This is a genomic window from Streptomyces sp. RFCAC02, from assembly GCF_004193175.1.
In the GTDB taxonomy this organism is placed as follows: domain Bacteria; phylum Actinomycetota; class Actinomycetes; order Streptomycetales; family Streptomycetaceae; genus Streptomyces.
The window spans coordinates 4,871,605-4,883,906 of the sequence record NZ_SAUH01000001.1; the positions used below are offsets into that span (position 1 = coordinate 4,871,605).

The following is a 12,302-nucleotide window of genomic DNA, read 5'->3' on the forward strand; positions in this document are numbered from 1 at the left end:
AAGTCGTTCGGGAGACACGATGCGTTGGTCAGCTGACTCTCGCTGTGCTACACCGATGTCCCGTCCTTGGCGGCGAGCGGCACCTTGGCGAGCACGGCCTCGCCCGTCGGCTCCGGATCGGTCGGGTCCGCGTGGAGGACCGCGCCCGTGCCGCGCTTCCGGTTCCTGATCCACTTCTCCAGCCAGGCAGCCAGGCTGGTGAGGAGGAAGTTCAGGGCGATGAAGAGGATCGCGGCGACGACATAGGCGGCGATGGTGTTCGAGTAGTTCGTCGAGACGAGACCCGAGTTCCGCATCAGCTCGCTGTAGCCGAGCGCGCCGCCGCCGAGCGTCGTGTCCTTCACGATGACGACGAGCTGGCTCACGATCGCCGGCAGCATCACGGTGACGGCCTGCGGCAGCAGGATGCTCACCATCGTCTGGCCCTTGCGCATACCGATGGCGCGGGCCGCGTCGTGCTGACCCCTCGGAAGGGAAAGCACGCCCGCCCGGAAGACCTCGGCGAGGACCGAGGCGTTGTACAGCACCAGGCCGGTGACGACCGCGTACAGCGGGCGGACGTCGCGGTCCACGTCCGACCACATCGCATACGCCTCGTTGGCGAAGATCATCATCAGGAGCACCGGGATGGCCCGGAAGAACTCGACGATGACTTCGCACGGACGCTTGATCCACCAGTGGTCCGAGAGACGGCCGATGCCGAGGATCGCGCCGAGGGGGAGCGCGATCAGGAGTGACAGGAAGGCCGCCTGAAGGGTCTTCTGGAGGCCCGGCCAGAGGTAGGTGGACCAGATGCGCGAGTCGGTGACGAAGACGTCCCACTTTTCGCCCGCCAACTGACCCTTGTCGCCCAGCGCGTCGAGGACCAGCCAGAGGACGCCGCCCAGGACGACGACGAACAGCACGGTCAGCGCGAAGTTCCTGCGCTTGGCACGAGGACCGGGCGCGTCATAGAGAACGGACAGGTTGGTCATCGTTTCACCGCCACGCGATTGGCCACCCAGCCGAGGATCAGGCCTGTCGGGAGGGTGAGGATGATGAAGCCGAGGGCGAACAGGAGCGCGATCGGGATCAGCTGCGCCTCGTTCTCGATCATCTCCTTCATCAGGAGCGACGCCTCGGCGACACCGATGACAGAAGCCACCGTGGTGTTCTTCGTGAGCGCGATGAGTACGTTGGCGAGCGGTGCCACCACTGCGCGGAACGCCTGGGGAAGCACGATCAGGCCGATGACCTGCGTGAAGGGCAGGCCCAGGGCGCGGGCCGCCTCCGCCTGGCCGACGGGCACCGTGTTGATGCCGGAGCGCAGGGACTCACAGACGAACGTCGAGGTGTAGACGATGAAGCCGAGGACCGCGAGCCGGAAGCCGGTCTGTGAGGGATCGCTGCCGTCGGTGAACATCTTCATGCCGAGGGTCTGGTTCAGCCCCAGGGAACAGAAGACGATGATCAGGGTCAGAGGGGTGTTCCGGAAGATGTTCACGTACGCGGTGCCGAACGCCCTCATCACGGGGACCGGGCTCACGCGCATGGCCGCGAGCACGGTACCCCAGATGAGCGAGCCGACCGCCGAGTAGAACGTGAGCTGCACCGTGGTCCAGAACGCCCCGAACAGGTCGTACTGCTCAAGATCCAAAAAGTCGAACACGGAAACTCTCAGTCTCGACTGGGTGGGTGGGGAGCGTGGTGCGCCGCCGCATGCGGCGGCGCACCACCGGGAGACCTGGAGGTCAGGCGCCTTCGGTGATCTCGGGGGCGGGCTCGGCCTCGTAGCCGGCCGGGCCGAAGTTGTCCTCGATGGCCTGGTCCCAGGCACCGGACTCGACCATCTCGGTCAGGGCGTCGTTGATCTGGCCCTGCAGCTCGGTGTCGTCCTTCGCGATGCCGATGCCGTAGTTCTCGTCGCTCAGCTCCAGGCCGGCCAGCTCGAACTTGCCCTGGTTGGCCTCCTGCGCGGCGTAGCCGGCGAGGATGGAGTCGTCCGTGGTGAGCGCGTCGACCTGGCCGTTCTCCAGACCGGTCAGGCACTCGGAGTAGGTGCCGAACTCGTTCAGCGCGGCGTCGGGCGCGAAGTCGTTCTTCACGTTCTGCGCGGAGGTGGAGCCGGTCACGGAACACAGGGTGAGGTCGTTGATCTCGTCCGTGGAGGAGATGGTCTCACCGGCGCGCATCAGCAGGTCCTGGTGGGCCAGCAGGTACGGCCCGGCGAAGGAGACGCTCTCCTTGCGCTCGTCGGTGATCGAGTAGCTGGCGACGATGAAGTCCACGTCACCGCGCTTGAGGAGGTTCTCGCGCTCGGCGCTCGGGGCCTCCTCGAACGAGATCTGGTCCTCCTCGTAGCCGAGCTGCTCGGCGACATAGCGGGCCACGTCCACGTCGAAGCCGGTGTAGTCGCCGTCCGGCGTCTTCAGGCCGAGACCCGGCTGGTCGAACTTGATGCCGATGGTGATGCCGTCGCCGCCGTCCCCACTGTCACCGCCGTCGTCCGAGCCGCACGCGGTGGCGGACAGGGAGAGGGCGAGCACCGAGGCGGCGAGGGCAGTCGTCTTGCGAACGTTCATGATCGATTTTTCCCTTGTGTCTGAAAGGACGTGCGTCAGGAGGAGCGGACCGTGCCTCAGTGCGCGAGGATCTTCGAGAGGAAGTCCCGGGCGCGGTCGCTCTGCGGGTTGTCGAAGAACTGGTGGGGGTCGGCCTCTTCGACGATCCGGCCGTCAGCCATGAACACCACGCGGTTGGCCGCGGAGCGCGCGAAGCCCATCTCATGGGTGACGACAACCATGGTCATGCCCTCTTCCGCCAGCTGGCGCATGACTTCGAGGACCTCGTTGATCATCTCCGGGTCCAGCGCGGAGGTGGGCTCGTCGAAGAGCATCACCTTCGGCTTCATCGCCAGCGCGCGGGCGATCGCCACACGCTGCTGCTGGCCACCGGAGAGCTGTGCGGGGTACTTGTCGCACTGGTTGCCGACGCCGACGCGGTTGAGCAGATCACGTGCCCGCGCCTCGACCTCGGTCTTGTTCTCGCGCCGGACCTTGATCGGGCCCAGCATCACGTTCTCGAGCACCGTCTTGTGCGCGAAGAGGTTGAACGACTGGAACACCATGCCCACCTCGGCGCGCAGCCGGGCGAGCTCACGGCCCTCCGCCGGCAGCGGCTCGTTGTCGATGGTGATGGTGCCGGAGTCGATCGTCTCCAGACGGTTGATGGTCCTGCACAGGGTGGACTTGCCGGACCCGGAGGGACCGATCACGACGACGACCTCGCCGCGCTTGATCGTCAGGTTCACGTCCTGGAGTACGTGAAGAGCACCGTAGTGCTTGTTCACGTCCTTCAGGATGACCAGGTCCTCCGCCAGGGGCGCGACATCCTGCGGTTTCTTGATCAGCGCCGCGTCGCTCATCGTGCGTTGCTCCGTCCTCGTCGGTTGACGGGACGATAGCCAGGGTGTGAACGCAGCGTCAGCAGATCTGAGCTGAACTTGAGCATCACGATGTGATCGCGGTCTCGTAGCTCAGCGTGTCGCCGGAGGTGCTACGGGTGGCTGCCGCATAACGGTAGCGTTCCCCTCCTCCTACCCCCCTTGACGGGGACCACCAACATCCGCGTGGATGCGTCTTACCGGAAGATCGCGCGCCAGGGACCCGTGCACACCGAGTGATCAGGAGAGGAGGGCACGGGACGAGATGAGACTGCTGCTGGTCGAGGACGACGAGCACGTCGCCGCCGCCCTCGTCGCCGTCCTGACCCGGCACGGCTTCGAGGTGGTGCGCGCCCGCGGCGGCGAGGAGGCGATCACGCACCTGCGCAGCCGGCCCTTCGGCGTCGTGCTGCTCGACCTCGGCCTGCCGGACGTCGACGGCTTCGAGGTCTGCGGGCGCATCCGGCGCATCGCGAGCGTCCCCATCATCATGGTCACCGCGCGCGCCGACATCCGCTCCCGCATCCACGGTCTCAACCTCGGCGCCGACGACTACGTCGTGAAGCCGTACGACACCGGCGAACTGCTCGCCCGCATCCACGCCGTGGCCCGCCGCACCGGCCCGGAGGAGGACACCGCGGTGCCCGAGCCCAGGGACGGCGTCCTCTCCCTCGGCCCCATCACCGTCGAGCTGGCCACCCGCCAGGTCTCGGTGGACGGCCGGCCCGTCGCGCTCACCCGCAAGGAGTTCGACCTCCTCGCCCTGCTCGCCCAGCGTCCCGGCGTCGTCTTCCGCCGGGAGCAGATCATCAGCGACGTCTGGCAGACCAACTGGAAGGGCACCGGCCGTACCCTCGAAGTGCACATCGCCTCCCTCCGCTCCAAGCTGCGCCGCCCCGAGCTCGTCGAGACCGTCCGCGGCGTCGGCTACCGCCTGGCCGTCCCCGCCGCCTGAACCGAACCCTCTCCCCATGCGCTCACGCCTGCTCCCCCTCCTCATCGTCCTGCTGGCCGGTGTCCTCCTCGCCCTCGGCATCCCGCTCGCGGCCAGCCAGGCCAGGGACGAACAGCAGGGCGTCGTCGTCGACCGGATCGACGACACCACCCGCTTCGCCTCCCTCGCCCTGTCCGCCACCGACGTGGAGCCGGGCACGCGCCCCCAGACCGACGCCCTGCAGGACGAGCTGGACCGCTACTACGAGGTCTACGGCATCAACGCCGGCGTCTTCCAGCGCGACGGCGAACCCATGGCCGCCGCGCCGAACGGCTGGGAGCCCGAGGGCGGCGCGGACGGTGTCGAGTTCTCCGAGGCCCTGGCCGGCCGCCGCAGTGAGGGACCGGCCCAGGTGTGGCCCTGGGACACCCACCGCACGCTGGTCGTCGCCTCACCGGTGATAAGGGACGGGGACGTCATCGCCGTCGTCGTCACCGAATCGCCCACCGGGCCGCTGCGCTCCCGCATCCTCGGCGGCTGGGTGCCCATCGCGCTCGGCGAGGTGGCGGCCATGCTGCTCGCCGTGGCCGCCGCCTACTGGCTCGCGGGCTGGGTGCTGCGCCCCGTGCGCGTCCTCGACCGGGCCACGCACGAGATCGCCACGGGCCGGCTCACCGCACGGGTCGCCGCCGCCGGCGGCCCGCCCGAGCTGCGGCGGCTCGCGGACTCGTTCAACGAGATGGCCGACAACGTCGAGGAGGTCCTCGAACAGCAGCGCGCCTTCGTCGCCGACGCGTCCCACCAGCTGCGCAACCCCCTCGCCGCCCTGCTGCTGCGCATCGACCTCCTCGGTCTTGAGCTCCCCGAGGGCCATGAGGAGATCGCCTCCGTCAAGGCGGAGGGCAAACGGCTCGCCAAGGTCCTCGACGGGCTGCTCGACCTGGCGCTCGCCGAGCACAGCTCCGCCGATCTGCGGCTCACCGACGTCGCGGAGCTGGTCGCCGAGCGCGTGGCGTCCTGGAGCCCGGTCGCCGACCAGAAGGACGTGAGCCTCCTGCTGGTCGGCCCGCCCGCCGCGACCGGCTGGGCCGACCCGGTCGGGCTGTCCAGCGCGCTGGACGCCGTCGTGGACAACGCGCTGAAGTTCACCCCCTCGGGCGGCGACGTCACGGTCACCGTCGCCGCGACCCCCGACCACATACGGATAGAGACGTCCGACACCGGTCCCGGGCTCGCCGACGGAGAACTCGAGCGCATCGGCCGCCGCTTCTGGCGCAGCGGCCGCCACCAGAACGTGGGCGGTTCCGGGCTCGGCCTGTCGATCGTCGGCGCCCTCCTCACCGCCGGGGGCGCCCGCATCTCCTACGGCCACGCCGAGCCGCACGGCCTGCGCGTCACCGTGGAGGTGCCGCGGCACGCCCCCGAACCCGCCGGCGGCGCGGCCGTCATCGGCCCCCGGCCGGTGTCAGACGCACGGTGAGGATCTGGAAGGGGCGCAGGGACAGCGCCACGCGCCCTCCCGACGCCACCTCGAACGCCGGCGCGTCCGCGAGCGGCCGCTCCAGCAGATCGGTCGCCGTCACCGCGCCGAGCGGGAACCCGGCGCTCAGCGTGCCGGACGACCTGCCGCCGGACGCCTCGTAGAGCCGCACCACGACATCGCCGCCGCGGTCGTCGGCCGGCTTCACCGCCGACACGACGATGTGGCCCCCGCCCTCCGCCTCGACCGTGACCAGCGGCTCGACGCCGCCGCCACCGGTCACGACACGCTCCGGCAGGTTGATCCAGTGCCCCTCGCGCACGGCGTCGGCCACCGTCGCGCCGGGCGCGAGCGCGTACCGCAGCCGGTGGACGCCCTGGTCGGTCTCCGGGTCCGGATAGCGTGGCGCGCGCAGCAGCGAGAGCCGTACGGTCGTCGTCTGCCCGCCGTCCGGCCGCACCTCGCGCGTCACGTCGTGGCCGTACGTGGAGTCGTTGACGACGGCCGCGCCCCAGCCGGGCTCGCCCACGCGCAGCCAGCGGTGCGCGCAGATCTCGAACTTCGCGGCGTCCCAGGTCGTGTTCGTGTGCGTCGGACGCTCGACGTGGCCGAACTGCGTCTCGGCGGCCGACACGTCCGCCTTCACATCCAGCGGGAACGCGGCCTTGAGGATCTTCTCGCGCTCGTGCCAGTCGATCTCGGTGTCGATGTCGAGGACGCGCGCCCCGGCGCGCAGCGTGAGCCGCTGCACCACCCGGGAGGCGCCGAAGGAGCGCGCGACGCGGACGCACGCCGCCGCGTCCGACCGCTCCTCGACCGCCAGATCGTCCACACCGACCAGGTCCTCGCCCCGGTTGCGGTAGAACGCGTCCACGTCCCAGGCGTCCCAGTTGTTCGGCAGGTCGGGGTGGAGCCGCAGCAGGTTGCCCGCCGCCCCGGGCGCGATCGCCTCCCGGCCGGCCGCCAGGTCCACCGCCGACACGACGAGCCCGCGGCCGTCGATCCCGACCCTCAGCAGCCCGTTGTCCAGGGTGAAACCGCCGCCCGACCGTTCCACGAGCGCCACCGCCGGGCCGCCGGACGCCTCCCCGGCCGCGCCGCGCACGGTCGCGCCGCCCGCCGGCACACCGTCCCTGGTGTGCGGGGCGGCGTTGAACACGACGGTGCGCGCGCCCTCGCCCGCCAGCGCGCGCTGCGCGGCACCGATCAGCGCCCGCAGCTCGGCGCCCACCCGCTCGTACGTCTCGCGCGCCTCACGGTGCACCCACGCGATGGACGACCCCGGCAGGATGTCGTGGAACTGGTGCAGCAGCACCGTCTTCCAGATCCGGTCGAGATCGTCGTACGGGCAGACGTAGCCCGGCACGCGGACCATCGCCGTGGCGGCCCACAGCTCGGCCTCCCGCAGCAGCGACTCGCTGCCGCGGTTCCCCTGCTTCGTGCGGGCCTGCGACGTGTACGTGCCGCGGTGCAGCTCCAGGTACAGCTCGCCCACCCAGACCGGCGCGGCCTCCCCGTACTCCGCGCGGGCGGCGCGGAAGAACTCCTCGGGACGCTCGACGGCCACCCGCGGCGCCCCCTCCAGATCCCGCTGCCGCCGCGCCCGGCCGAGCATCTCCCGCGTGGGGCCGCCCCCGCCGTCGCCCCAGCCGAACGGCACGAGCGACCGCGTCCCCACGCCCTTCTCCCGGTAGTTCCGCGCAGCGTGCGCCAGCTCGTCGGGCGTGAGGTTCGCGTTGTAGGTGTCGACGGGCGGGAAGTGCGTGAAGATCCGCGTGCCGTCGATGCCCTCCCACCAGAACGTGTGGTGCGGGAAGGCGTTCGTCGCGCTCCACGAGATCTTCTGCGTCAGGAACCACTCGGACCCCGACAGCCGCACCAACTGGGGCAGGGCCGCCGTGTACCCGAAGGAGTCGGGCAGCCACACCTCCCGCGTCTCGATCCCGAACGCGTCCAGGTAGAACCGCTTCCCGTGCACGAACTGCCGCGCCATGGCCTCGCCGCCGACCATGTTCGTGTCCGACTCGACCCACATGCCGCCGACCGGGACGAACGTGCCGGCCGCCACCTTCTCCGCGACCCGCTCGAAGATCTCCGGCCGGTGCTCCCGCAGCCACGCGAGCTGCTGCGCCTGCGACATGGCGAAGACCAGATCCGGGTCCTCGTCCAGGAGCGCGACGACGTTCGCCGCCGTGCGGGCCACCTTCCGCACGGTCTCCCGCTGCGGCCACAGCCACGCCGAGTCGATGTGCGCGTGCCCGACCGCGCTGAGCCGGTGCGCGGACGCGTGCGCCGGCGCGGACAGCACCTCGCGCACCTCGGCGCGCGCCGCCGGCGCGCTCCCCACCACGTCGTCCAGGTCCACCGCGTCGAGCGCACGGTCCACGGCACGCAGCAGCGTCCAGCGCCGCGCGTCGTCCACGGACAGCTCGGCCATCAGCCCGCCCGCGACCTCCAGGTCACGCACCAGCTCCCACACCTCGGCGCGGAAGACGGTCAGATCCAGGCGCGCCGTCCGGTACAGCGGCTCGTCGCCCGCGGTCGTCCGGTCGCCGAGCAGCGTGGGGACGCCGTCGTTCAGCACCGGGTTCGCGGCGGCCTCGACGTACAGCAGCACGTCCTCACCGCCCGCCGCCCTGTCCGCGACACGGACCCAGTCGTTGTACGGGTGGAGGCCCTTCACCGCGCGCCCGTCCGCCCGGTACACCAGCCCCTCGCACTGGAACCCGGCCTGCTCCCGGCCGAACCCCAGGTCGAGCACCGCCTCCACCGTCTCCCCGGCCCATGCCGCAGGCACCCTGCCCGTGAGACGGAACCACGTCGTCCCCCACGCGGGACCCCACCGCTCGCCGGCCGCCGACGGACGGTACGCGGCGGCGAGGCCCTCCGCGACCGGCACCGGCTCGCCCGGCGCGTCCCACCGCTCCACGGTGAGCGGCACCGGATCGGTGTGGACCACGGGCCGCAGCCGCTCCTCCAGGACACGGCGCAGGCGCATCTCGACAAGACGGCGGTCATCGTGCACGACGGGACTCCCTCGTCGTCGGGGAACGGACGGTCGGCGCACGGGCCGCGCCCGCGGCCGTCAGGACTTGGCCGAGCGGTAGTACTCGCGGGCGCCGTCGTGCAGCTCCAGCGGCTGGGTGTAGATCGCGGTCCGGAGATCGACACGCTGCGCGGCGTGGACCTCGAGCCCTATGCGGTCGCGCCCGTTGATCACCGAGCGGGTCATCTGCTCGACCAGGGCGTCGTCCAGTGCCTCCGTGGTCACGAGCAGGTTCGCCACGGCGATCGTGTCCACGACCTCGCCGCCCGCGATCTCCGGGTAGGCGTCGGGCGGCAGCACCGCGGCGCGGTAGAACGAGTTCTGCGGGCTGCGCTCGGCCAGCGCCTGCATCAGGTCGCCCAGCGGCACCAGCCGTATGTCGTAGTAGTCGGCCAGCCGCTGGATCGCCGACGTGGGCAGGCCGCCGGACCAGAAGAACGCGTCGATCCGCCCCGCCTCCAGCAGCCTCGGCATGGCGTCGATGCCCTCGCGGACCGGCTCGATGTCCGTCTCCATGTCGAGACCGGCGGCCGCGAGCAGCTCACGCGCCGCGGGCTGCACACCCGACTCGTCCTGCCCGACGCCGACCCGCAGCCCGCGCAGATCGGTGATCGTCTGCACGCCGGAGGCGGCGGGCACGACGAGCTGGATGTAGTCGTCGTACAGGCGCGCGCAGGCCCGCAGCCGCTCAGCACCCTCGCCGCCCGCCGCGATGTACGCCGCGATCGCGTCGGCGGTGGCGATGGCGAAGTCCGTCTCGCCCTCGACGAGGCGTTTGATGTTCTCCACCGACCCGGCGCTCTGCCGCACCGTGAGGTCCATGCCGGCCGCGTCCCGGTCGAGCTGCTCCTTCAGCAACTGCCCGTACCGCGCGTACACGCCGCTCGGGACGCCGGTGCTCAGCCGCACCCGCTCGGGCGGGCCGCCGTCCCCGCCGAGCAGCGGGCGCCCCACCAGCCACGCCGCGAGCGCCAGCACCACCAGGACCCCGATCAGCGCGGGCGCCCGTCGCCGGCGGAGGAACGGGGGGAGCCGCAGGCCGTGTTCGAGGGAGCTGGGAGCCACCCGAGCACGCTACCAGCGGAACGTAGACTTGGGGACTGCCACTTTTCCGCCCCGCACCCACAGGGATCGAGTTCTCGCATGCCGGAAGCCACGCGCACGTATGAGGTCAGGACGTTCGGCTGCCAGATGAACGTCCACGACTCCGAGCGGATGGCGGGGCTGCTGGAGGAGGCCGGCTACGTCCCGGCGGCCCCCGGCGCGGACGACGCCGACATCGTCGTGTTCAACACCTGCGCCGTCCGCGAGAACGCCGACAACCGCCTGTACGGCAACCTCGGCCAGCTCGCCCCCAGGAAGGCCGCGCGCCCCGGCATGCAGATCGCGGTCGGCGGCTGCCTCGCCCAGAAGGACCGCGACACCATCGTCCGCCGCGCCCCCTGGGTCGACGTCGTCTTCGGCACGCACAACGTCGGCAGCCTCCCCGTCCTCCTGGAACGCGCCCGCGTCCAGCGCGAGGCGCAGGTCGAGATCGCCGAGTCGCTGGAGGCGTTCCCCTCCACCCTGCCCACGCGCCGCGAGAGCGCGTACGCCGCCTGGGTCGCGATCTCCGTCGGCTGCAACAACACCTGCACCTTCTGCATCGTCCCCGCCCTGCGCGGCAAGGAGAAGGACCGCCGCCCCGGGGACATCCTGGCCGAGATCGAGACCCTGGTCGCCGAGGGCGTCAGCGAGATCACCCTCCTCGGCCAGAACGTCAACGCCTACGGCTCCGACATCGGCGACCGCAAGGCGTTCTCCAAGCTGCTGCGCGCCTGCGGCGGCGTCGACGGCCTGGAGCGCGTGCGCTTCACCTCCCCCCACCCGCGCGACTTCACCGACGACGTCATCGAGGCCATGGCGGAGACGCCGAACGTGATGCCGCAGCTCCACATGCCGCTGCAGTCCGGCTCGTCCCGGGTGCTGCGGGCCATGCGCCGCTCGTACCGGCAGGAGCGCTACCTCGGCATCATCGACAGCGTCCGCGCCGCCATCCCCGACGCGGCCATCAGCACCGACATCATCGTCGGCTTCCCCGGCGAGACCGAGGAGGACTTCCAGGAGACGCTGCACGTCGTCCGGGAGGCCAGGTTCGCGCAGGCCTTCACCTTCCAGTACTCCAAGCGCCCCGGGACGCCCGCAGCCGACATGGAGGGACAGGTGCCGAAGGAGGTCGTCCAGGAGCGGTACGAGCGCCTCGTCGCGCTGCAGGAGGAGATCTCCTGGGCGGAGAACCGCAAGCAGCTCGGCCGCACCGTCGAGGTCCTCGTGGCCGAGGGCGAGGGCCGCAAGGACGACGCCACCCGCCGCCTCTCCGGCCGCGCCCCCGACAACCGGCTCGTCCACTTCGACCGGCCGGCCGAGCCGGTGCGCCCCGGCGACATGGTGACCGTCGCGATCTCGTACGCCGCCCCGCACCACCTCCTCGCCGAGGGACCGGTCCTGGCCGTCCGGCGCACCCGCGCGGGCGACGCCTGGGAGGCCAGGACGGCCGCCCCCGCCGCCGCCGGCAAGGGCGTCATGCTCGGCCTGCCGACCATCGGCGTCCCCGCGCCGCAGCCCGGCGCGGCCGACGGGTGCGGCGTCCACTGACCCGGCCGCAGGGCGCCGCGGTGCGGCGGTGATCACGCGGAGTAGGCTTCCCGCATGCTTGTCGCCGCCGCCGTCTGCCCCTGTCCGCCGCTGCTCGTGCCCGAGGTCGCGGCCGGCGCGGCCCACGAGCTGGACGCCGCACGGGCGGCCTGCTCGGACGCGCTCGCCGTCGTCGCCGCGGCCGGGCCCGACCGACTGGCGGTCGTCGGCCCCACCGACGGAGCCGGCCACGGACCGTACCCCGCGGGCAGCCCGGGCTCGCTGCGCGGCTTCGGCGTGGACGTCGCGGTGACCCTCGGCGCCCCCGACGGCTCCGCTCCCGGCCGCGAGCTGCCGCCCTCCCTCACCGTCGGCGCCTGGCTGCTCGACCGGGCGGGCCTGGCGGACCGCCCCGTGACCGGCCTCGGCGTCGACACGGCCCTGCCGCAGGACCGCTGCGCCGACGCGGGCCGCCGCCTCGCCGCCGCCGGCGAGCGCGTCGCCCTCCTGGTCCTCGGCGACGGCAGCGCCTGCCGCACGGACAAGGCGCCCGGCGCGTTCGACGAGCGCGCCGCCGCGTTCGACGCCGACGCGGCACGTGCCCTCGGCGCGGCCGACACCGTCGCGCTCGCCGCCGTGGACGCCGGGCTGGCCGGCGCCGTACGGGCCGCCGGCCGTGCGCCCTGGCAGGTCCTCGCGGGCGCCGCCGCCGGAGCCGGCCTCGCCGGCCGCCTGCTGTACGACGAGGCGCCCTACGGCGTCGGATATCTCGTCGCCTCCTGGTCCTGACACCCCGCCCGGCGGCCGG

At 71.9% G+C, this 12,302-nt stretch carries 10 protein-coding genes; 4 read left to right on the top strand and 6 right to left on the bottom strand.

From position 1 onward, the window contains the following. Window positions 1–47 precede the first annotated feature (47 nt). From EMA09_RS22540 to EMA09_RS22555, 4 genes are all read right to left on the bottom strand, one after another. Window positions 48–974, bottom strand: coding sequence for an amino acid ABC transporter permease (locus EMA09_RS22540; protein WP_129842801.1), 927 nt, complete (start codon window positions 972–974; stop codon window positions 48–50). Continuing rightward, window positions 971–1,648 carry an amino acid ABC transporter permease gene (locus tag EMA09_RS22545; protein WP_129842802.1) on the bottom strand — a complete coding sequence of 226 codons (678 nt, stop codon included), beginning with the start codon at window positions 1,646–1,648 and terminating at the stop codon, window positions 971–973. Before EMA09_RS22545 ends, EMA09_RS22540 begins: the two co-directional genes overlap by 4 nt. Window positions 1,649–1,730: 82 nt before the next feature. After that, complete coding sequence (locus EMA09_RS22550; protein ID WP_129842803.1) at window positions 1,731–2,561, bottom strand: glutamate ABC transporter substrate-binding protein; 831 nt, start codon at window positions 2,559–2,561, stop codon at window positions 1,731–1,733. Window positions 2,562–2,617: 56 nt separating this feature from the next. Continuing rightward, window positions 2,618–3,403, bottom strand: a complete 786-nt coding sequence (locus EMA09_RS22555) for an amino acid ABC transporter ATP-binding protein (RefSeq protein ID WP_129842804.1) — start codon at window positions 3,401–3,403, stop codon at window positions 2,618–2,620. Between the two features lie 283 nt (window positions 3,404–3,686). Here EMA09_RS22555 and EMA09_RS22560 point away from each other — a divergent pair, with 283 nt between their 5' ends. Both EMA09_RS22560 and EMA09_RS22565 read left to right on the top strand, forming a co-directional pair. After that, the gene (locus EMA09_RS22560; protein WP_129842805.1) at window positions 3,687–4,376 is read left to right on the top strand and encodes a response regulator transcription factor; all 690 of its coding nucleotides are present in this window, start codon (window positions 3,687–3,689) and stop codon (window positions 4,374–4,376) included. 16 nt (window positions 4,377–4,392) lie between these two features. After that, window positions 4,393–5,835, top strand: a complete 1,443-nt coding sequence (locus EMA09_RS22565; RefSeq protein ID WP_129842806.1) for a HAMP domain-containing sensor histidine kinase — start codon at window positions 4,393–4,395, stop codon at window positions 5,833–5,835. On the opposite strand, the gene EMA09_RS22570 is transcribed toward EMA09_RS22565, so the two are convergent. Both EMA09_RS22570 and EMA09_RS22575 read right to left on the bottom strand, forming a co-directional pair. Beyond that, on the bottom strand, window positions 5,801–8,860 hold the full coding sequence (locus EMA09_RS22570; RefSeq protein WP_129842807.1) for a glycoside hydrolase family 38 C-terminal domain-containing protein: 3,060 nt from the start codon (window positions 8,858–8,860) through the stop codon (window positions 5,801–5,803). The genes EMA09_RS22565 and EMA09_RS22570 overlap by 35 nt on opposite strands. Window positions 8,861–8,920: 60 nt before the next feature. Beyond that, window positions 8,921–9,946, bottom strand: coding sequence for a TAXI family TRAP transporter solute-binding subunit (locus EMA09_RS22575; RefSeq protein WP_240796523.1), 1,026 nt, complete (start codon window positions 9,944–9,946; stop codon window positions 8,921–8,923). Between the two features lie 78 nt (window positions 9,947–10,024). Here EMA09_RS22575 and miaB point away from each other — a divergent pair, with 78 nt between their 5' ends. Both miaB and EMA09_RS22585 read left to right on the top strand, forming a co-directional pair. Next, entirely contained in the window at window positions 10,025–11,515 is a 1,491-nt protein-coding gene (gene miaB / locus EMA09_RS22580) for a tRNA (N6-isopentenyl adenosine(37)-C2)-methylthiotransferase MiaB (RefSeq protein WP_129842808.1), read from the top strand. A 54-nt stretch (window positions 11,516–11,569) separates the two neighbouring features. Then, window positions 11,570–12,283, top strand: coding sequence for a hypothetical protein (locus tag EMA09_RS22585; protein WP_129842809.1), 714 nt, complete (start codon window positions 11,570–11,572; stop codon window positions 12,281–12,283). Window positions 12,284–12,302: the final 19 nt, after the last annotated feature.